The organism is bacterium, assembly GCA_026416715.1.
GTDB lineage: Bacteria > UBP4 > UBA4092 > JAOAEQ01 > JAOAEQ01 > JAOAEQ01.
On record JAOAEQ010000001.1, the window covers coordinates 138,992 to 161,046 of the forward strand.

The 22,055-nt window shown below is 41.7% G+C and carries 18 protein-coding genes, 1 pseudogene and 1 riboswitch; of the genes and pseudogenes, 16 read left to right on the top strand and 3 right to left on the bottom strand.

What is annotated here, in order from left to right; translation table 11 throughout:
- Nucleotides 1–171: 171 nt before the first annotated feature.
- The gene (locus tag N3A72_00555; GenBank protein MCX7918101.1) at nucleotides 172–972 is read left to right on the top strand and encodes a deoxynucleoside kinase; all 801 of its coding nucleotides are present in this window, start codon (nucleotides 172–174) and stop codon (nucleotides 970–972) included.
- A gap of 297 nt (nucleotides 973–1,269) precedes the next feature.
- Here the strand turns inward: N3A72_00555 and N3A72_00560 are convergent, their stop codons facing one another.
- Nucleotides 1,270–3,237 carry an APC family permease gene (locus N3A72_00560; protein MCX7918102.1) on the bottom strand — a complete coding sequence of 656 codons (1,968 nt, stop codon included), beginning with the start codon at nucleotides 3,235–3,237 and terminating at the stop codon, nucleotides 1,270–1,272.
- Nucleotides 3,238–3,384: 147 nt separating this feature from the next.
- Nucleotides 3,385–3,512, bottom strand: a riboswitch (cyclic di-AMP (ydaO/yuaA leader).
- A 394-nt stretch (nucleotides 3,513–3,906) separates the two neighbouring features.
- Between N3A72_00560 and dnaJ the strand changes: the two genes are divergently transcribed.
- From dnaJ to N3A72_00595, 7 genes and pseudogenes are all read left to right on the top strand, one after another.
- Nucleotides 3,907–5,025, top strand: coding sequence for a molecular chaperone DnaJ (gene dnaJ / locus N3A72_00565; GenBank protein ID MCX7918103.1), 1,119 nt, complete (start codon nucleotides 3,907–3,909; stop codon nucleotides 5,023–5,025).
- A gap of 64 nt (nucleotides 5,026–5,089) precedes the next feature.
- Nucleotides 5,090–6,598 carry a Do family serine endopeptidase gene (locus N3A72_00570; GenBank protein MCX7918104.1) on the top strand — a complete coding sequence of 503 codons (1,509 nt, stop codon included), beginning with the start codon at nucleotides 5,090–5,092 and terminating at the stop codon, nucleotides 6,596–6,598.
- Nucleotides 6,599–6,712: 114 nt separating this feature from the next.
- Nucleotides 6,713–6,925, top strand: a pseudogene (locus N3A72_00575) (DnaJ domain-containing protein).
- Between the two features lie 475 nt (nucleotides 6,926–7,400).
- Nucleotides 7,401–8,540 carry a hypothetical protein gene (locus N3A72_00580; protein MCX7918105.1) on the top strand — a complete coding sequence of 380 codons (1,140 nt, stop codon included), beginning with the start codon at nucleotides 7,401–7,403 and terminating at the stop codon, nucleotides 8,538–8,540.
- Between the two features lie 493 nt (nucleotides 8,541–9,033).
- The gene (locus tag N3A72_00585; protein MCX7918106.1) at nucleotides 9,034–9,282 is read left to right on the top strand and encodes a BON domain-containing protein; all 249 of its coding nucleotides are present in this window, start codon (nucleotides 9,034–9,036) and stop codon (nucleotides 9,280–9,282) included.
- A 141-nt stretch (nucleotides 9,283–9,423) separates the two neighbouring features.
- Nucleotides 9,424–9,945, top strand: coding sequence for a nitroreductase family protein (locus N3A72_00590; GenBank protein MCX7918107.1), 522 nt, complete (start codon nucleotides 9,424–9,426; stop codon nucleotides 9,943–9,945).
- Between the two features lie 97 nt (nucleotides 9,946–10,042).
- The gene (locus N3A72_00595) at nucleotides 10,043–12,403 is read left to right on the top strand and encodes a hypothetical protein (protein MCX7918108.1); all 2,361 of its coding nucleotides are present in this window, start codon (nucleotides 10,043–10,045) and stop codon (nucleotides 12,401–12,403) included.
- On the opposite strand, the gene N3A72_00600 is transcribed toward N3A72_00595, so the two are convergent.
- Nucleotides 12,389–13,723, bottom strand: coding sequence for a radical SAM protein (locus N3A72_00600; GenBank protein ID MCX7918109.1), 1,335 nt, complete (start codon nucleotides 13,721–13,723; stop codon nucleotides 12,389–12,391). The genes N3A72_00595 and N3A72_00600 overlap by 15 nt on opposite strands.
- A 129-nt stretch (nucleotides 13,724–13,852) precedes the next feature.
- Between N3A72_00600 and N3A72_00605 the strand changes: the two genes are divergently transcribed.
- On the top strand, nucleotides 13,853–14,389 hold the full coding sequence (locus N3A72_00605) for a hypothetical protein (protein MCX7918110.1): 537 nt from the start codon (nucleotides 13,853–13,855) through the stop codon (nucleotides 14,387–14,389).
- A 133-nt stretch (nucleotides 14,390–14,522) separates the two neighbouring features.
- Nucleotides 14,523–14,756 carry a hypothetical protein gene (locus N3A72_00610; GenBank protein ID MCX7918111.1) on the top strand — a complete coding sequence of 78 codons (234 nt, stop codon included), beginning with the start codon at nucleotides 14,523–14,525 and terminating at the stop codon, nucleotides 14,754–14,756.
- Nucleotides 14,757–14,882: 126 nt separating this feature from the next.
- Here N3A72_00610 and N3A72_00615 read toward each other — a convergent pair whose 3' ends face one another.
- Nucleotides 14,883–15,167 (bottom strand): DUF6504 family protein, encoded by a 285-nt coding sequence (locus tag N3A72_00615; protein ID MCX7918112.1) that lies wholly within the window; start codon nucleotides 15,165–15,167, stop codon nucleotides 14,883–14,885.
- 133 nt (nucleotides 15,168–15,300) lie between these two features.
- Here N3A72_00615 and N3A72_00620 point away from each other — a divergent pair, with 133 nt between their 5' ends.
- From N3A72_00620 to N3A72_00645, 6 genes are all read left to right on the top strand, one after another.
- A complete protein-coding gene (locus tag N3A72_00620) occupies nucleotides 15,301–16,185 on the top strand; it encodes a sulfide/dihydroorotate dehydrogenase-like FAD/NAD-binding protein (GenBank protein MCX7918113.1) in 885 nt (294 codons plus the stop codon).
- Nucleotides 16,186–16,272: 87 nt separating this feature from the next.
- Entirely contained in the window at nucleotides 16,273–17,667 is a 1,395-nt protein-coding gene (gltA, locus tag N3A72_00625; GenBank protein MCX7918114.1) for an NADPH-dependent glutamate synthase, read from the top strand.
- Nucleotides 17,668–17,756: 89 nt separating this feature from the next.
- Nucleotides 17,757–18,599: a bifunctional methylenetetrahydrofolate dehydrogenase/methenyltetrahydrofolate cyclohydrolase FolD gene (gene folD / locus N3A72_00630; GenBank protein MCX7918115.1), complete on the top strand. Its 843-nt coding sequence runs from the start codon at nucleotides 17,757–17,759 to the stop codon at nucleotides 18,597–18,599.
- 596 nt (nucleotides 18,600–19,195) lie between these two features.
- Entirely contained in the window at nucleotides 19,196–20,089 is an 894-nt protein-coding gene (locus tag N3A72_00635) for a xanthine dehydrogenase family protein subunit M (protein ID MCX7918116.1), read from the top strand.
- 77 nt (nucleotides 20,090–20,166) lie between these two features.
- Complete coding sequence (locus tag N3A72_00640; GenBank protein MCX7918117.1) at nucleotides 20,167–20,757, top strand: biotin transporter BioY; 591 nt, start codon at nucleotides 20,167–20,169, stop codon at nucleotides 20,755–20,757.
- A 124-nt stretch (nucleotides 20,758–20,881) separates the two neighbouring features.
- A complete protein-coding gene (locus N3A72_00645; protein ID MCX7918118.1) occupies nucleotides 20,882–21,877 on the top strand; it encodes an ornithine carbamoyltransferase in 996 nt (331 codons plus the stop codon).
- Nucleotides 21,878–22,055: the final 178 nt, after the last annotated feature.

Genomic DNA, 22,055 nt, shown 5'->3' on the forward strand with positions numbered 1-22,055 from the left:
CGTTATTGTGGTTAGCTTTTTATTCGACCGACTTACATCGAGAGAGTTCTCATCGTTTAGCTATTATCTCTAATTGGCATATATCGTTGAGGTAAAAAAACTGTTTGACAAATTCATTTCTAACTTTATATAATGGTAATCATCGGAGAATAAATTTTCGAGGGATAGATTATGGCTCAAAATAATCTTCAAAATCATAAACTAAAGAAACAAGGGTTATTTATCACGGTAGATGCGAATATCGGTGCTGGGAAAACTAATGCTTGTCACGCGATAGCTTCAGCGGCAACCGCAAGTGGTTGGCCAGCTAAAGTTCTTGAAGAACCGACCCACCATCCGAAATTCACCCATTTCCTGAACCGATACTACGATGATTTGCGCACCGGCAAGAATACCGGTGGCGGGTTTGCGATGCAGATGTTTATGCTCACGCAGCGGTATGAACAGCATCGGTTAGCCGTCGAACTCGCCTGGGGTGAACAAGGAATCGTCGTGGTGCAAGACCGACCGATTTATGGCGATACAGTTTTCGCAACGACCGCAATGGAACGTGGGTTCATGACCCCAGAAGAATATGAGTTGTATGTGACTGTATTCCGGAATATGAGTCGTGATGTTATGCCACCGGATATTTTCGTTTTCCTTGAAGTTCCGCCGGAAGAATGCTATCGCCGGATGGAAGCGCGTGCTCGCGAGGAAGAAGTCGGGGTTCCGCTTGATTATCTCCAGCATTTAGATAAGAATTATAAACTGTTGATTCAAGAGATGCGGCGTCGTGGTGTTCGAGTTATGGTGGTTGATTGGCAGGAATTCGGTCCGCCGGTCGAACTCTGGAAACAAATCCTGCGGATGGTGATTTCGTCCGACTCATGGTATGAACAGTTAACCTTCTCGTTCACCAAACATGCACGAATGCCGCTGGTCTCCAAACCGGAAGAAAAAAACAGTTGTCAGCAAACTGACAACCAGTAAAACATAAAAACCTTTCCTTTTAACTACTGTTTACTTGCCGTAGAGTTTAAATACTCGGTATTCGGATTTGTATAGAGGAAGTGCTCCAGTTTTATCGTAGATTCTTGCTAAACAAGTTAACCCTATTGTGATACCGAAGGAGAACCAGTGTGGGTTAAAGGCACACTGGTTCAACTTCGTTTCATCGCTCTTTTCGGATAGTATCCAATCAATGTATAACTCGATATAAATCAATACGTTAAATAAATAAAACCCCTAGAAACTAGAACAATAGGGAATCGAGCGATTCGTTGGCGTTTATCCGATAGCGCGAATCGGGAGGATAACCATATTTATCCCGTGGAAAAGTAGTTGGCGTTGAATTGCGAACGCTGCTTGGTTATGGAGTTGGCGGGTAGCCCAGTTTTCTTTCGGGAAAATAAGCTGACCAGCGAAACAGACCGAATTCGGAAACTCTTTCGTCGCTTCACGGCAGAGGATTTCTAGTTCATCAATTGCATCGGTGCCGATTGAATAGCGGTATTCGGCATAGAATCCGAGTTTATTCGCTATTTCAACATATTTTTTAAGAGCAGATTCGGTAGCTTCCCGGAGTCGGTCGAGTTCTTCTACTCCTTTAAACTTGCTGGTATCAACTTCGCCAACGGAAACGAAAACGAATTGGGTAAACTGCTTTCGAAACGATTTGATTATCGCGAGCATAGAATGGATACCTAACCCGTTAAATTGGTTGACCATCAAGATTGCCGTCGGAGCTTTTGGATCCTTCGGCGGAAGTTTCGGCGGGTGTTCCGGTAGCGGAAGGTCGGTGAGAATCGCATCCAGCCGTTTGAATACCTTTCGAACCGCAGTATAATGCGATTTTATCCATAAACAGAAGAGAATGAATGAAACTGTGATAACCAACGTCACCCAACCGCCAACTTCAAATTTCAGGATAACCGTTGCGCAAAGAATCCCAGTCGTTATCACCAACCCGATGCCATTAATCAGCAGCCGTTTAATCCATTTCGATTCAGTCCGCCGTTTTTTCCACCAATGCACACACATCCCGAGTTGCGATAAGGTAAAGGTTAGAAAAACATTGATACTATATAATACTACGAGAACGCTGACATTCCCTTTGGTATACCAAACCGTCAATAATGCCGCTAACCCCATCAGGATGATTCCGTTCCGCGTAACCAATCGGTCACTTAAATGCGCGAATCGCCGTGGGATCCAGCCGTCCTGCGCCATATTCGCGAGCACTCGTGGTCCGGCTAAGAATCCGGTTTGCGCTGCAATAAATAGTAGTAAAGCTTCTGAGAGCAAGGTGAGAATAATAAATCCATATCCTATCGGAATCCCTTGAACAATCCATTGTCCAGCAACGGTTGAGATAAGCACCGCATTCATCGTTTTGCCCGGCTGCGGATGGATATTGTTCAATAAATAACAAACAATAATCCCACCAGCAGTAAACGCGAGTGAAACTGCCATATACAGCATGGTTCGTTTAGCTGTTTTAACTTTCGGCTCTCGCAATATCTGAAGTCCATTACTTACCGCTTCAATCCCGGTATACGTTCCGCCACCGAGACTATACGCCCGCATGAGGATAACTAGAACAGCGAAAAATCCGAGGTTCTGAATCCCATATTGCGTTTCGCGCACGGTTTCAGCAACCATCGCCGGTAATGCGCTCGTATGTCCGAAAATACCGACCAGAATGACTAACGTATGCGTGATAACGAAGGTTAGAAATACCGGCGCAAGAACTAATACTGATTCTTTAACCCCACGTAGATTAAGTATGGTTAGAAATCCGATTACCAGAAATGCCGTAACCAGTTTATGCTCTAAAAAGAACGGCGGCATAAAACTTAATACTGCATCCATACCGCTGGAAACAGAAATCGCAATCGTTAAAACATAATCTACGACAAGCGCACAGCCGGAAACGAGCCCGGCATATTGCCCGAGGAGTTTTGAAGCAACCAGATATCCGCCACCGCCAGTTGGAAATAGTTCGATTATCTGCGAATAACTAGCAGAAATTATAAACACGGTTGCTGCAGTCGCTAACGCTAGATATATCCCGAGATGACTATACATTCCGAGCGCACGATATGCTTCTTCCGGACCGTAGCAGGATGAGGATAACCCATCTACACCAAGTCCTATCCAGGCAAGAAATGCAATTAATGAAATTTGGTGGAATACATGCGGGTCTTCAAGGTTTTTCGCTCTGCCGATAATCAAATTTTTTATTTTTTTTAGCATACGCTATATAAATGAGATACACAAAATTAACACCGGTAACGTTTTATGCTCGCTCAATTCTGGTTATCTTTTATAAAATTCGGGAAGTGTATAAGCAGGTATGTAATGTATCATTGTAATTGTGCATTGGTTTCAGTTAAGGCAGGTTTACTCACCTTCCCACGCCTACGAGGTTAGCTGACGGGTTCGGGTCGAAAAGTAACCCTATGCTCAATGAGCAATTCACCCCTAAAACTTGGTTCCCCCGTCTCACATAAGTTCGGCGACTGTTATCGTGTAGGTTTGATTATATAGTATACCATAAATCTATATGTTTTATATATCATTACAGTCAAAACCGGAAATTCAAGACTCAGGGGAGAAATGTATGCATAATTGACATTTTGCCATTATAACAGTATAAACAGGCAAAAAAATATTCATTCATATATCTCATTATCACGATGGGTATTTTTAGTATAATTCATTGATATTATTATTGTTATTTTGACTTAAAACGGAGTCGGTTTCACCTCAGATTTCTAACAAAATAGCATAGATTTTTCAGGTATATTTTTTGCTTAAGATTATTTTGAGATTCTATGATTTTATTTCAATGAAATATATAGTTATATTGTTATATAATTGTTATATAATATTATATACTTGCTCTGATGTTTAAGGTGGTCAATGGCAGCGAAAGATTATTATGCGATATTAGGTGTAGATAAAAATGCTACAGAAGCGCAGATAAAATCTGCGTTCCGTAGACTAGCGAAAAAATACCATCCAGACGCCAATCCGAATAATAAATCCGCTGAAGAAAAGTTCAAAGAAATAAATGAAGCGTATGAAGTGTTAAGTGATAAACAGAAACGAGCGCAGTATGACCAGTTACGGGAAGCGCAATCGCGTGGATTTAGCGGATTCGGGTTTGGCTATGGGCCGGAATATGCTGGATATACTGCTGGCGCTGGTCAATCCGGAGCAAACTTCTCATTTTCATTCGATGATTTTGGCCGATTTGGTGGATTAGGTGATATATTCAGTCAGATTTTCGACCGTGGTGAGTTCTCTCGATATCAGCAGTATGCTCCGCAAAAAGGACAAGATATAGAAACTGAACTCGAAATTCCGTTTCTGCAAGCGATTTCCGGCGGTACCACAGTCATTCAAATTCCACGCTCTGATACTTGTTCTACCTGCAGCGGAACCGGATTGCAACCGAGTAGTAGAACTCAGAATTGCCCGCACTGTCATGGAAGAGGAACAGTTCAATTTGCGCACGGTGGTTTTGCGGTAAGCCGACCATGTCCTTACTGCAATGGACGAGGGAAAATCGGTGGGAATGTATGTTATGATTGTCAGGGACGTGGAGAATCTACCCGAACGCGAAAACTCCGCATTACCATTCCGCCTGGCGTGGATAATGGAACCCGAATTCGGATTCGCGGGGAAGGAGGACCAGGGATTAGCGGTGGTCCACGCGGTGATTTATATGTAACCTTTCGGGTGCAGGGACATGATACGTTCGAACGCAAAGGAAACGATATTTATACCACGGTCAAAATTAGTCTGGCACAAGCGCTACTCGGTGGCGAAATTGAAGTGCCAACCGTTGATGGCCGAGTCAAAATGAAAATCCCCGCAGGAACCCAGCCCGGAACATTAATGCGCTTGAAAGGAAAAGGTGTATCCGGCCTTAAGGGTTCCAAAAGGGGTGACCAATTTGTTAAAATAAATGTTGAAATACCTCGGCATCTAACTCCGAAACAACGGAAGTTGATTGAAGAGTTTAGTAAAGCGTAGCCATGATAAATTGAAATAAAATACTATAATCTAATCTACCATTATCTAACAAAGGAAAAACAATATGAATACTCTGTTGAATAAATTTGGAAAAGCACAAACGGTTTTATTGGTTATCATCTTGTTACTTATTGGCGGTTTGGCAGGTGGAGCGTTGGTATACATATCCGTGTTTAAAAATATTGGGAAAACCGCTGCGGTAATGCATCAGCCGACTCTGGTATTTCCGAGCGGTTCTTCAATGCAATCGTTTGCGCCGATTGTCGCTGCGGTTAAACCAGCGGTGGTTAATATTCATACTGAACAGATAATCAAATCGCCGTTCCGGGGAATACGAAACCCATTCGGTCGTGACCCGTTTTTTGAAGAATTTTTTGGTGAAGATTTTTTCCGTCGGTTTTTTGATGACCAATGGCGTGATTCGAAAGTCACCAACCTTGGTTCCGGTGTGATAATCGACCCTGCTGGGTATATTTTAACCAATAACCATGTAGTCGACCGAGCGGATAAGATTAGCGTCAAACTTGCTGACGGTACTCTGTATAAAGCTGAAATCGTTGGGAAAGACCCGAAAACAGACATTGCGGTACTCAAAATTACTCGCATTGGCGGCGGATTTCCGGTAGCAAAACTCGGTGACTCGGATACGATTAATGTCGGTGATTATGTGCTGGCTATCGGTATTCCTTTTGGATTATCGGAAACTGTGACCCACGGGATTATTAGCGCACTTGGTCGGCGCGGATTCGGCGTTGCGGATTATGAAGATTTTATCCAAACCGATGCGCCGATTAATCCAGGTAACAGCGGGGGACCGCTGGTAAATATGAAAGGGGAAGTGATTGGAATAAATACTTTTATTGTTACCCAAGGGGCGCCGCAGAGTGCTGGAGTTGGATTCGCTATTCCGTCAAATATTGCACGGAAGGTTTATATTGACCTGCGCGCTAAAGGAAAAGTTGTTCGTGGATATCTTGGCGTCGGATTACAAGATTTAACCCCGGAATTAGCGCAACATTTTGGTGTTAAACAGGGAGTATTGATAACGAATGTCTGGGAGAACAGTCCGGCAGCAAAAATTGGATTGAAACCTGATGATGTAATCATTCGGTTTGATGGAAAAGCAATTAAAAACGGGAGTGAACTTAGAAATCTAGTCGGCAATACGCCGGTCGGGAAAAAAGTTGAACTGGAAATATGGCGCGACCATAAAGCATATAAATTTCAAGTGACTATTGCGGAGATGCCAACTGAACTGTCTACGACCCAACCTGAAGCCAGTGAAACAGTTCCTGATAAATTAGGGCTAACTGTGAAAAACATTACGCCTGAGATAGCGCGTGAACTGAATTTACGTCGAACCAGTGGAGTTGTTATTATTGATATAGACTCTAGCAGTCCTGCTAGTGATATCTTGCAACCGGGTGATGTTCTCTTGAAAATTAATGATATTGAAATTAACACTATTGCGGATTACAACCGGGCGCTTGCCAAACTTAAAAAAGGTGATACGGTAATATTACGCATTTATCGCGATGGTGGTTATCTTTATGTAACTATCCAGTTGGAGTAATCTGCAAATAGTGCTAAGCTATATCCCAATACGTAAACGGATTTAAGCGGATCCAAACGGATAGAATATCTATCGGTATGAATCTGTAAAAATCCGGTTGAATCATGATAATCTATGCCTAAAAAGAAAGACTATTATCGGACGCTCGGGGTCAAACCGGATGCGGATTTAAAAACGATTAAATCCGCATACCGAAAATTAGCGAAAGAATATCATCCGGATCGGCATACTGGAAGTAAATCGAAAGCGTGGGAAGAAAAATTTAAAGAAGTCCAGGAAGCTTACGAAACGTTGAGTGATGCCCAGAAACGAAAGCAATATGATGAACAGCGGCTAGCCCAACATATTTCATCGTATCCGGTTGCAAGTTCGGTGGATGAAGTGTTTGATGTTTTCCCATTCGATGAATTTGATTTTGATTGGGATGACGAAATTATTGCTGAAAATTTCTCGTTTTCGCATTTCACGCATACGGAAGATTTAGAGATTATCCTAACTCCAGCTGAAGCGAGAACAGGGGGGGTTCTCCCAATAGATTTACCGGCATATTTCGGATTTGGATTTTGGAGTAGTCCATATTCGCGGCATCAGTTCATACTCAATATTCCTGCTGGCGTTGAAGATGGAACGAGACAAGACGTCTATCTTGCTGACTGTGACCTCTGGCTGCGGGTACGTTATCGCATAAAAAAATAACCGCCATAGTGGTAATCCGCAAAATCATAGTAAGTAATTGGAGTAGTCCTTTTGAATAATTAGACCGGTGGTCATTGATACTTCGACACATTCGGAGGTGTAGCTTATGCTCATTACTCGCCAGCACGTTCAGGAATTATCTTCATTCTCTGGAAATAAATTTCCGGTAACCTCGTGTTATCTCAATACTACACACAAACAAACTCCGCAAAAAACTTACATAACTACGGCAAAAGATTTAATCAAATCATCGTTAGCTACGCTCGATGAAAAAAATTTATCTGCTGAACAGCGAAAATCCGTTGAGTCTGACTGCAAACGAATCTCGCGATATATAACGTCGGAGTTTACTCCAAATAAAACGCGGGGAGTAGCACTATTTTCATCTAGCGGAAATAATTTTTGGCAGGTATTCCAACTTCCATGTCCGTTCCCCAATGAATTGGTTATTGATGCAAAACCATACATTCAACCGATGGTACGTATGCTCGATGAATATGAACGATACTGTGTCGTTTTGGTCAATAAAGAAAAAGCGCGGATCTTTATTGTTTATCTCGGGCAAATAGAAGAATATACCTCCCTGTTTGATGAAGTCCCCAAAAAGGTTCGACGCCCAGGTTGGGCTTCCGGTGCAGCGTCACATGTGGAACGGCATATCCAGTATCATGTTCATTTGCATCTGAAACACACCGCTGATGTTCTCTGGTCATATTATAAAAAGGAACCGTTCGACCGTCTCATTATCGGTGGAACGAAAGAAATTCTATCGGATTTCGAACGGGCGCTGCATAGTTATCTCCAACAACGGATTGCCGGAAGATTGAATTTAGAACTTACCGCATCGATTGAACAGGTACTCGAACAATCGCTAGCGGTGGAACAGAAAATTGAACGCGCTGCGGAAGCGAAACTAGTTGCTAAATTACTTGAAGGACAACAGACCAATCAGTTTACGGTTACCGGAATTTCGGATACGCTGTTAGCGTTACAGGAAGATAAAGTCCATACCTTAATTATCGCTGACGGATTCAAAAAATCGGGGTATAAATGTTTGCATTGCGGATATTTTAATATTGATAATGGAAATTGCCCGTTCTGTTCAGAAAAAATGCAACCGATTACGGATGTGGTCGAAGAAGCGGTTAAACTTGCAATAAAACAGAACTGCGAAATTGAATATGTTGTCGGGCATCCAATTATGCCAGAACTCGGAAACATCGGCGCTTTACTCCGATTTCAATGATCATAATCTTAGTTCAGGATACGACTATATGCGATAACTCAAGAAATTAGTCTTGGCTATTGCATGACGACAGATACAACATCAATGTAACAGTGGTTGTCGGTTCAATCTTTTTCTTCAAAAAACTTGTCAATTTATATTAAGTGCGCTATACTAAATGAAACGATTTAGGGATGTGAGGGGAGCATTGATAAGCAGACCTATATTAAAAATACGAAATCCTTGAGATTGGAACTCGAGGTGATGCAGAATCATGCCTCCCTAAACAAAGAAACAGGTTCATACAACCAATTCAACTAACCCGCTTTTTCTTCCGGTAGAAAATTTATGCTACCGAAAAAATGAAAAGGCGGGTTTTTGTTTTTTATGGTTTTGTAGGAGGTAAGGAGGTGTAACGGCAAGGACGAATTCCCCAATACTGAGTGCTGAGTTTTACCTAAAACCTTTAAATAGATTGAGCATGTAAAACTTAGGACTTCAGACAGCCGAAACTATGAACCCACGTGATATAAGCATTTTCCGTGATGTTGAACGTAAGCTGGATAAAGAAGGGGTGGATTTAGCACATATCGATGTTCTGGTACATCGCGGTGAAGTAACTTTAACTGGGCATTTCATGGACCGCATATCACATCGAGATTTAACGGATTTAGAAATTAACCGAATTAAACAAATTCTGTTGCATATCCCCGGCGTTTCAGAAGTAATCATCCATCAAGCGAAAGCCAGCGCGTTTGTCTAATCATCATTCTATATTTTATAATTATTATTGATATTATTAATTATGCAGCTGACTTGAATCCGAACTCTATCGGAATTCAGATAGTATCATCTATTGTTCGGTCATATTTAAGTCAGCTGATTATTTAACTGGAGGGTTTCAATGGATTTCTATGAAGCGCTAAAAGTTCGAAAAAGTGTCCGAAAATATTTAGATAAACCTGTTGAACCATCGAAACTTAACCGGATTCTTGAAGCAGCACGAATCGCACCGTCTGGATGCAATGCGCAACCCTGGAAATTTATTCTGGTGACCGACCCGGAATTGAAACAGAAATTAGTTGCCGCATGTCGAAATCAAAAGTTTATCGCTGAAGCGAATCTGGTTATTATCGCCTGCGGTAATCCTGAACTTGCCTATCCTCGGCAGGGCGGATATATGAACGCATTTCCGATAGATGTAGCGATTGCGGTCGAACATCTCTGTCTCGCTGCCGCTGTTGAAGGACTTGGCACCTGTTGGATTGGTGCATTTGATGAACAAGAAGTGAAAAAAATCTTGCGGATCCCCGACCCATGGCGAGTCGTAGCGTTAACTCCGCTCGGCTATCCTGCGGAAACACCGCCTGACCGGGGCAGAAAACCGCTGGGCGAAATAACATGTCAAAATAAATGGAAGGAGTAATTTTATTATGATTAGACTTCTTTTTCACAGGATTTACTTTATCTGGTTCTTCTTGTATTCATTGTTTATCTTTATAGGCTTTGGCTACGGATTCGATTTGAGTTCTCTTCTAATTACTTCTTGGAAACCATTGGCTACCCCGAATATTTATTCTGGTAGCACATCGGTTGGTTTCGGTGCGGGACAGCAGGAATACGCTTTTGCGGTTGACCGGAACGGTTATCCCCATATAGTTTATGCAGTCAGTGATTTTGGCAATTGGGAAATTTATTATGTTTACTGGAATGGATCGGTCTGGACGACACGTGGGACAGGTAAAATTAGCAATACTTTGGGAATTTCAAAATATCCGAGTATCACGCTAGATAAGAATGATTTCCCTTATATTGCTTGGACGGAGATTCCCGTAGGAACGACTGGACTCAATAGAAGATTTTGGTCATTTAATAAATGGATGGAATACACTGAATCAGGAAGCCAGATTTATTTAATCCGATGGGACGGCACGAATTGGGTTACGGTAGGCGAAGATAGTAACATTAGCAAAACTACTGCGCGTGCATCAGAACCTTATCTTACAATAAATTCGCAAGATAATCTATGTATAATTTGGAAAGAAGATTTCGGAGACTATACTGAGTTACAATATCGGGAATGGACAGGAACAATATGGACTACACAATTTCCTTTTTTATTTGAAAGTCGTTCACCTTATATTTTTAATCACCAAATACAGTTCGACTCGAACGATACTCCTCATCTCGTTTGGCATGGTGGAAACAAAATATTTTATGCATATTTGCAGAATACAGCATGGATTGTCGACAGTTCATTATGTAACGAATTTTTTTATTCAAACCAACCTTCGCTTGCCTTAACCAAATCTGGAAATCCTTGTATTGCTTGGGTAGTGAGTAGTAGTGCGTATCATGCTCAGATTGTTTATCGTGAATGGAATGGTTCAATATGGACTACGAAGGGAAATCTATTCTTAACCGATCCCGCTTGTTTTTCTGCATATCCGAGTCTGGCATTAGATACCGATGATCAACCGCATATTTCGTGGTGGCATAATTCAAATGGCGATGGTGAGGTTTATTATCAATATTGGAATGGTTCTATCTGGACGACGTTAGGAAAAATTAACATTAGTAATAATCCGACCTATTCCGAAAGCCCACGACTCGTTATAGATAAATTTAATCGGTCGCATATACTCTGGCAAAATGAAAATGCTGCAACTGAAATATTAGCATATAAATACTGGACTGGTTCACATTGGACGACACGTGGAGGATCATTATATATCACACCTGTACCAATTCGTGCAGGTCTCGGTATGCATGGGTTAGCAACTGACATACATGGTCATCCACATTTAGTCTGGTCTGATTATCTGAATGGGAATTTGGAAATTTGTTATCTCGAATGGAACGGTTCAATCTGGACAACGAAGGGAACTTCGATTAATATCAGTCAAACTCCGGCTGATTCTAGAAATCCGTGTTTAGTTTTAGATAATTTTGATAATCCCCATATTGCCTGGCAAGAAGGGAATATTGATTCCGAACAAATCTATTATGTAAAATGGAACGGATCGGTCTGGACCACGTTAGGAACTTCTCGCAATATCAGTCAAAGTACGGGAATAGCTTTAAGTCCTTCACTTGCATTAGATAAGCTCGGGTATCCGCATATCGCTTGGATGGATAGTGCTTCCGGAAATTTCGATATCTATTATCGGAAATGGACTGGAACCGATTGGTCAAACAGCGAAAATATAACAAGGAGTTCTGCACCATCATATCAACCTTCGTTAGCAGTAGATACAAATAGCTACCCCCATCTCGCTTGGTTAGAACATCTACCTGGAACTATTCCCGGGGGAAGCGGAGAAATCTATTATCAATTTTGGAATGGTTCAGTTTGGACTACCTTAGCTAATTTAAATATTAGTCAAACACACGATTCCTGGTCGTATTCCCAATTACCTTCACTTTGCTTAGATTCAAGGGGATATCCCCATGTAGTTTGGAGTGAAGTAACCTTCCTTGGAACAGAACAAGTATATTACCGAGAATGGAATGGAACCCATTGGGTAACACGCGGTTCATTGAATATCAGTAGTACTGTGGGTAATGCACGTTCACCATGTTTGGCGCTCGATACGATTGGTTATCCACATATTGCTTGGTACGATACATCTTCAGGAAACAAAGAGATATATTACAAATACTGGAACGGCAATTCATGGACGAGTCTTAATGACCTAAATATCAGCCATACCTCTGGGGGTTCAGAATGGCCAGCACTTTCACTCGACCAGAATGGGCTACCACATATCGCTTGGAATGATTGGACTCCCGGTGTATTCAGCATATACTATTTGGAATGGCATCCTACTCGGATAGAAACTACATTCTGGGAATCACTTCATGAAAGTTTACTGCTTAAGTAACAGTTTCAATCGCTGGAGTTGTTCCCACGTAAATCCTTTCCATTGGCAAGGAAAAATCGAATTGTTATGATATAACGGGTCAGAAGCGATATCGAACCGAGATACAGTTATCGCTTGTTCCCATAACTTCGTTCCAGGAATTGGCGAATATTCGCTTAAATACGGGCGCGCTCCGCAGGATTTAACGTATCGAATACTTCGTTCAACTTCTTCTGCACGTTGATTTGGTAATCCGGTTAAAAGATATACTCCGATCTGGTTTGGGGAATATCCCGCAGCATGCAGATGCTTGATTGCGGATTCGAATTCCGGATTCGATATCTTCCCACCGGATTGAATCTGAAACTCAGGGTCGCTACTCTCTAATCCTAACCGCAAAGTTTTAAATCCGGCGTGATACATCATTCGGGCAACAGATTCAGTTATCCCACGAGTATGCAAACCATTTGGAGTATGAAAATATATCGGCAGATTTTTTGCAATAATAAGTTTTAGTAAGGGAATAAAATGTGACTCTGGTTCAAAAGTCAATGCATCGTCGTAAAATACAAAATTTTTAACTCCATATTCCCGATACCAGAACTCGATTTCTTGCATGATTTTTTCCGGGTGCCGCCGCTGAAACCCCGGATTAAGGAAATGCGATGCGCAATAGGTACACCGATAGGGACATCCACGAGTGGTTAACAGACAAACATAATCCAGCGGATTGATTAAATCAAACGCTGGATATGGATATGAATCGAAATTCGCTATGTCGGGAATAAACCTTGATTGATTTCCGGTAAGCTGGTCAACCAGTCGGAGTAATTCTCCTTCACCTACCCCGGCGATCACATAATCCGCTCCGGATAACTCTACCGCATGCTGATAACATATCGTTACATAAATCCCACCCAAAATAACCGGAATATCCGGATATATTTCTTTAACCAGTTCGATGGTTCGGAATACGCCAAGATACCAATAAGTCATTATCGAAGTTATGAGAATGATATCTGGTTTCGGCAGCTGATTGAGTTGTGAGCGAACCTGCGCTTCTGATATCCCGTACCGACCGTACCGGCGGGGGATATGCTGATATACCGCAGGTTTAGTGATAACCTCTTTCCGGAACTTCTTCTGCCCGAATTCTTGCAGATGAAGTTTGGCTGTCGATACTTCGGCTCGGTCGTCAAGTAAATCTAGATAATAGATGGGGTAACCATTTTCACGAAGGATACTTGCGAGGTAAAGTAATCCAAGCGGTTTAACCCATAAATCATACGCCGCAAAATCATATATCCATGGATTGATTAATAGAATTCGATTATTTTTCATCGGAATTAATTTAAATGATGTGCTAGTACCATATTAGATATTTTTATTAAATTATTGAACCTACTTGCAAAATCGGTGTTATCAGGGTAAACTATTTTAGCTTAAAATGTTCAACGAAATAGGATATTTATGCCGAATTTCCGACAAATTCCGATTGTTATCCAACTCCGTGAATTGGTCGCAGATATTTTCGGAACCATCTTACTAGCGCTTCGTCAGCGTCGGCCTACCGTCCAACACTGTCCGATTTTTATAGTTAAAATACTAAGTTTTATTCCCGGGGTCGGTCATATGTTTACCGGATATTATATTCGGGGAATTTTTTGGTTTATCATCGCTTTGCCGATAATCGTCGCGTTTAGTTATGTTATAGTCACCGAAAAGTTTACGAGTCAATATACCTGGCATACTCTCGAAGCTATTGGGGCAATGTATTTAGTTCTCGTTTATTTTTGTAGTCGCGATATCGGGAATATTGTTAATGCCAAATGTGGTACTGAACGATTTATCGAATATTTCGAACGGGAAAAAGCTGTAGCCCGAAAATATAAAGAGTTTCTCGAGCGGCAGTATAATCAAAAACCTGATGACGAAATTCCAGAAGATATTGTTACCAACAAAGACCATGAACAAAATAAGTCTTCTCAGAACAATAAACTTTTTTAACAAAAAAATGCATTTTTTTATTGACCAATTTGACAAATTCAGGTATATTATGAAATAGTAATTAAATAATTCAATCAGGTATTTTTCGGCAATTGCGTGGAAATTTTCGCCAAGAGAGGGGGGAAATTATTACATGGACGCGAAAAAAATCATCTGGACAATTGTATTAATCGTGATAATTATCGTAGCTGGGTATTTCTTCTGGAAACAGATGCAACCGTATTTAAGTCGAGGTGGGACCCCAGCCGCTGGTCCAGAAATCCCGCCGGGCGCGCCGCCGGAAGGTGCACAACCGCCAGCACCACCAGCTGAAGGTGCACCAGCACCAGCACCAGCACCGGCACCGGCTCCTGAAGCTGGTAAATAGTGTCGGTTAGAGTTTAACACAAATTTAGAATTACATATTTAACTAAAGAAGCTAACCTTGATGCATTCAACCGTTGCGGAGTTCAGAGAACAACCTGGACTCCGCAATGGAATATATACTTTGTTTCTAAATTTCACGGAATAGTATCCACGTTTTCTTCTTTGCGGTGCGGTCGCAATATATTTCAAATACCTTTCCGTCATCAGTTTCGACCTGAAAATAATTCCGATGATGCCGTAGCCGCCATGCTACCCGTTTCGGTATTATTCGATGACCGAATCCGACATCCTGCCAAGACGAACGAATGGTTCTAATTAGATATTTTTTCTTCCGCCAACAGAACATTATCGGCTGACGAGAAGCAGCGTCTAGCTCTACTTCAATTGGTTCGCCATAGAATTTCGTTGGCATAATTCTTATATTTTCATGCTAAAAAAATCGAGATATGCTAAAATAGTATTATCAATAATAGCGTAAAAAACCGACACCACGAAAGGAAAACGAACAAAATTAACTTTCGTGGTGCTTATTATTTATATCCGATATGCATACCATTATTCGTAAAGAAAATTTAGCTCCGAAAATCGTTCTATTTGAAGTTTCCGCACCGTTAGTTGCAGCAAAAGCGAAACCTGGTCATTTTGTTATTGTTCGTGCCTATGAATGGAGTGAACGGATTCCGTTAACTATTGCTGACCATAATGCTGAGACCGGAACCATTACACTCATTATCCAAGAAATTGGACAGGGAACCAGAGAAATCTGCGCGATGGAGGTCGGGAGTGCGTTTCTTGATATAGTCGGTCCGCTAGGCAATCCGGCGGAAATTAAACGTGTCGGGACGATGGTTTTTATTGGTGGCGGAGTGGGGGTTCCTGCAATATATCCAGAAGTAAAAGAAGCAAAACGGCTCGGAAATAAAGTTATCACTATCCTTGGCGCGCAGACTAAAGAATTGTTGATTTTAGCAAAAGAACTTGAAGCGGTCAGCGACCAGGTATTATATAGCACCAATGACGGTTCGTTTGGGATACACGGGTTCGTAACAGATGTATTGAAGCAATTGCTTGATACTAAAATCGCAATCAACGAAATTATTGCTATCGGACCACTGCCGATGATGAAAGCGGTTAGTGAACTGACAAAACCCTATGGGATTAAGACTATCGTTAGTTTGAACGCGATTATGGTAGATGGAACCGGGATGTGTGGCGGATGTCGTGTAACGGTTGGCGGAAAAAATAAATTTTCCTGTGTTGACGGACCGGAATTTGATGGGCATCAGGTAGATTTTGATGAGTTACTTCGTCGAACGAAACAATATTTGCATTACGAAAAAATTGCTGTTGAACATGCGCAAAAAATCGGTCAGGGAAATTGCAGACTTGCTCCGCTTCTCCAATCCGTTCAAAAAGAATCATCATCGTAACCTAATCGAGCTCGATAAAAGCTGTATCAAAAACCTCGACGAGCTCAAGCTCGTCGAGGTTAACTCCAGATAAAAGATAGAATAACTATGCCTGCAATACAACCGAAAAAAACACCTATTGCTGAACAGCCAGCTGAACAGCGGCGTACGAATTTTAATGAAGTTTGCCTCGGTTATACCGAAGAAGAGGCGGTAGCAGAAGCGAAACGATGTTTATTCTGCAAACGTCCGCCGTGTGTTCCTGGTTGCCCGGTAGAAATTGATATACCCGGATTTATCAAATGTATCGCCGAACGAGATTTCCTCGGTGCAATTAAGAAATTAAAAGAGAAAAATAATTTGCCCGGCATCTGTGGCAGGGTTTGTCCGCAGGAAACCCAATGCGAAGGCCCGTGTACGTTAGGGAAAAAATATGAGCCGGTTAACATCGGCAAACTCGAACGGTTCGCAGCAGACTGGGAAATGCAGAATTTCCCGCAAGTACAGGTTGACTCGGTTTCCAACAATGGAAAAGGTAAAAAAATTGCGGTGGTTGGTTCCGGACCAGCCGGATTAACCGCAGCAGCGGATTTAGCTCGAATGGGATATAATGTTTCCCTGTTTGAAGCGTTACATGAACCCGGTGGCGTATTAATTTATGGAATACCGGAATTTCGGTTACCGAAAGCAATTCTGCGCCGTGAAGTTGAATATGTTCAGCAACTCGGTGTAGAAATTCATACGAGCAATATTATCGGGGTTACTCTCACTATAGATGACTTAGCTAGGCAAGGGTTCAAAGCATTCTTTATTGGGACAGGCGCCGGACTGCCGTATTTTTTAAATATTCCTGGAGAAAATCTTAACGGAGTATATTCGGCAAACGAATTTTTAACTCGGGTTAATCTCATGCGGGCTTATCAGTTTCCGAAATATGGTACTCCGATTCGACGTGGAAAAAAAGTTGCGGTAATCGGTGCTGGAAATACGGCAATGGACGCTGCTCGGATTGCGTTACGACTTGGTGCAGAAGAAGTAACTATTGTTTACCGACGGTCGTTTGCTGAAATGCCAGCGCGTATCGAAGAAATTCATCACGCTGAAGAAGAAGGGGTTAAATTCAAACTATTAACCGCACCGGTAGCCATTTTAGGAGATGCGGATGGTTGGGTGGTTGGAATGCGCTGTCAACAGATGGCACTCGGCGAACCTGATGCGAGTGGACGGCGTAGACCCGTTCCAATCGAAGGGTCAGAATTTGAAATGGAAATTGACACGCTTATCAATGCGATAGGACAAGGACCGAATCCATTACTGCCGCGATTTACGCCTGGATTGAAAACGGATAAATATGGGCATATCATTGTTGACCCGAAAACATTCCAGACGTCCATTCCTAATATTTTCGCTGGGGGAGATATTGCTACCGGAGAAGGAACGGTTATTGCAGCAATGGGAAACGCGAAAATTGCAGCCCGGTCAATTGATGCATATTTAAAATAGGGATTACACAGATTGCTAAAGACGATTACATTGAGTCATGCATTTGAATCAATGTAATCTGAATTAATAATCTGTGCTATCTACTTTTTATGTCAGCGCAAATTATTGATGGAAAAGCAATTGCAAAAGAGATTCGGCAGCAGATTAAAGAAGAAATCGCGCAACTCGTTGCTACTGGAAAAACCCAGCCGGGATTAGCCGTAGTGATTGTTGGAAATAATCCTGCATCGCGTGTGTATGTTAATGCGAAAAAGAAAGCGTGTGCTGAGGTTGGGATTTATTCTGAAGAATATGCGTTACCAGAAACGATTACAGAATCGGAATTGATATCCCTAATTCAGAAATTAAATCATGACCGGAAAATTCATGGGATTCTAGTCCAGCTACCATTACCGGACCACATTGATGAACAAAAGGTTATCGAAAGTATCAATCCGCAAAAAGATGTTGACGGATTTCATCCGATGAATATTGGTAATTTATTGATTGGTACTCCGACCTTTATCCCTTGCACTCCTGCTGGGATAATGGTTCTGCTCCAAAAAACCGGAATTGAATTGAAAGGGAAACACGCGGTGGTTATTGGTAGAAGTAATATTGTTGGCAAACCGGTTTCGATTTTACTGCTTGCACAGCATGCGACGGTAACCATTTGCCATTCGCGAACGATAGACTTACCGGCAGTCGCTCGGGAAGCAGATGTTCTCGTGGTCGCGATTGGAAAACCGAATTTTATTACTGGCGCTGCGATTAAACCCGGAGCGGTGGTTATCGACGTCGGAGTAAATCGGGTAGATGATAAACTAGTCGGCGATGTCGAATTCGAATCGGTTTCGCAAGTTGCAGGATATATTACGCCGGTTCCCGGCGGAGTCGGTCCGATGACTATCGCTATGCTCCTTCAGAACACTCTCCAAGCTGCAAAACAATAATCTACATTATAGAAATCCTGGATATCTAAGGGAGCGAAGCGATGAAGAAAAAGGTTAGAGGGTAGAAAACAAAAGCTAAAAAACAGTTTCTAGCTTAAATTTTGCAATAGAAACTATTCGTTTCTTATGTCTAGCATAGCGCGGAATCAGGAAATGCGGAGTTAAAAATCAAAGATTGTGTATGCACCAGTTCTTCCTGAACTTAAGCTAAGGGCGATTCACTCTCCTCAACTAACTCATTAACCTCTATCTCTCAAAATATAAATAAGCTTCTTCACTAGAATCGGACTTTAGTCCTCCATATCTTGGTTCTAATACAAAATTTGAGCTTAATAGGCAAATGTTGATTCAAAACTAATGTGTAGAAAGCAAACTCCGGAACCTGGAATTTGCTTTTTTTTAATCAAGTTCCTCATAGATAGTTTGATTATGGCTAAAAAACCATGAATTTGTAGGAAATTTTATTCAAAATATATATGAAAGAAAATAAACTTCACAAAAACAATGACTGAAAGTGTAATAACATACATGCTCCGTGGAAACCCAAGTAAAGATTTACTTACCTAAAGTTCTTACGCTAGAATATATTACAAAATATGAATCAGCTAATTTATTTAATTCCAAGAACATTAGAAGAAACGTTAAAATATTTAGGAGAATATCGGACCGAAGCGACTATCTTAGCTGGTGGAACAGATATAGCTATTGAATTGCGCGAATCAAAATTAGCTGCCGGTAGAGTGAGGATTTTTTATCCTAAGAAGATAATTGATATATCCCAGATTCAAGAATTAAAAGGAATAATTGAGACTGGCGAGTATATTCAACTCGGTGCATTAGTCACTCAGCGGGAAATTGCAGAATCGGATTTAATCAATAAATATGGGAATATTTTAGCAGAAGCGGCGAGACGAATGGGATCGCCACAGGTTCGTAATCGCGGAACACTTGGTGGCAACCTCGGAACCGCATCTCCGGCTGCGGATACCGCGCCGCCGCTTATCGCGCTTGAAGCAACGGTTATTTTAAAAAGTTTAACGGGACACCGTGAGGTTCCAATCGAAGATTTCTTTTTCGCTCCTGGGAAAACTATTTTGCAACCGGACGAACTGATTCTCGGGGTTCGATTCCCAAAAATGAAAAAAAATGAATCTGGCCGATATTATAAAATTGGCCAGCGAAATGCGGTCTCGATATCAATTGTAGCTATTGCAATTAAAGCAGAATTAGATAAGAATCGGTTTGGCAAAGTTCGGATTGGGTTAGGAAGTGTTGCGCCAAAACCGATTCGGGCAATCGAAGCAGAACGTATCTTGTTCAATCAGCCGTTCAATGCTACAATTATTAATCAATCAGCTGAAGCCGCACTGAGTCGATGTTCGACGATAACCGATATCCGCGCTAGCGGTGAATACCGCTGTCGGATGGTAAAGGAATTGACCCGGACGTTGTTAATAGACATAGCAAACAATTTTAATAGTCGAGGTTGAATAAGAGAAAACTATCAATCTAGTTTTTCTTAATTTAACTCATTTACCCTATAACATTTCAAATTAATGGAGTTACTATGAACTATTCTAAACCATGGGATATTCTTTCAAAAAAAGAAATATTAGCTAATAAAACCGCAATTATCTTCTTCGGAATCATCACTGGAATTGTCGTAACCGCATTGGGCGCATTCGTTCGTATACCGCTACCATTTACCCCGGTCCCGTTAACCTTACAGACATTCTTCGTTATATTTCTCGGTGCTGCGTTAGGGAGAAAATATGCAGCGGTAACGCAATTCGGGTATGTTCTGCTTGGCGCTAGCGGATTGCCGATATTCGCCGGTGCATCATTTGGACTCATGCATTTATCCGGACCGACCGGCGGCTATTTAATCGGATTCATTGCTGCTGCGTATCTGGTCGGAAAACTGATTCCGAACACCAAACCAGCATCGTATTTTCAGATATTGCGTGCAATGATTCTCGGGTCGTTGCTTATCCTACTTTTTGGAACATTCCAATTAGCATTCATTATGCACCTAGACTGGAAACATGCGGTTGTTGCAGGGTTCCTTCCATTTATCCCTGGAGATATGCTTAAATCTATCCTTGCTGCAGGACTCTATCATAGTATACAAAATAGATGCCGAGTGTTTGCGCGGTAGTTATTAGAATAAAATCAACGGTTAACGCACGGTAAAGTGCGTAGTTAAAATAACATTCCAGAGTAATCAGTTAAAATTTGCCATTTAGCTTTTAATATTTGCACTTTTTATTTAGGGAGAAATTATGGCACTTAACCTCACTGGCCGTCATTACATCAGCGATATGGATTGGTCTGACGAAGAAATGGCGTTATTATTTCAGACCGCTGCGGAGTTGAAGGAGAAATTTAAACGGGGTATTCCGCATCCGATTCTTCGAGATAAGACGCTCTTTATGATTTTTTTCGAGCAATCTACCCGAACCCGGAACTCGTTTGAAGCGGGAATGACCCAACTCGGTGGACATGCGCATGATTTAACCCCGGATAAAATGCAGATTTCGCATGGGGAATCACCAAAAGATACGGCGATCGTTCTATCTCGGTATGGGCATGGGATAGCGATTCGGAACTGTTTCTGGGGTATCGGGAATAAATATATTAATGAAGTTGCAAAATGGTCAGAAGTACCGGTGTTTAATATGCAATGTGATATTTACCATCCCTGCCAGGCATTAGCCGATTTAATGACGATTAAAGAGAAGTTTCATAACGAACTGCGCGGTCGGAAATTTGTTATCTCCTGGGCATATGCACCGAGTTATACCAAACCGCTATCCGTTCCGCAGTCGTTAATCTTGCTAATGACGCGGTTCGGATTAGATGTTACGTTAGCGCATCCGCCGGAATTTAACCTGATGCCGGAAATTATCAACCAAGCGCAACAGAACGCGATAAAAAACAACTGTAAATTTGAAATTGTCCACGATATGGACTTCGCATTTGAAGGCGCACATGTTCTCTACCCCAAAAGCTGGGGATGCTACCTTACAACCGAGAATAAAGAAGAGTCAATGCAAATTTCGAAAAAATATACCAGCTGGATTTGCGACCAACGGAGAATGAACCTCACCGCAAAAGATTCGTTGTATATGCATTGTCTTCCCGCTGACCGAGGATATGAAGTTACCGATGAAGTGATTGACGGCCCGCATTCCGTTATCTACGATGAAGCGGAAAACCGGCTTCATACACAAAAAGCTTTAATGGCATTAACGATGGCTGGTTTAAAAAGACGATAGGCAGTATACATGAGTCGGATAAAAAAGAGAAGATGAATGTTCGGATAACCACTATTATCCAATGAACAAAACTTCGCAGTTCTTTTACTGAACAGCCATATCAACAACGACCACAAGGACTTTGCTGAAGAAAAATTTCCTGCTCCAGTTACTTGCCTTAGTCCTAACCGATTATTTC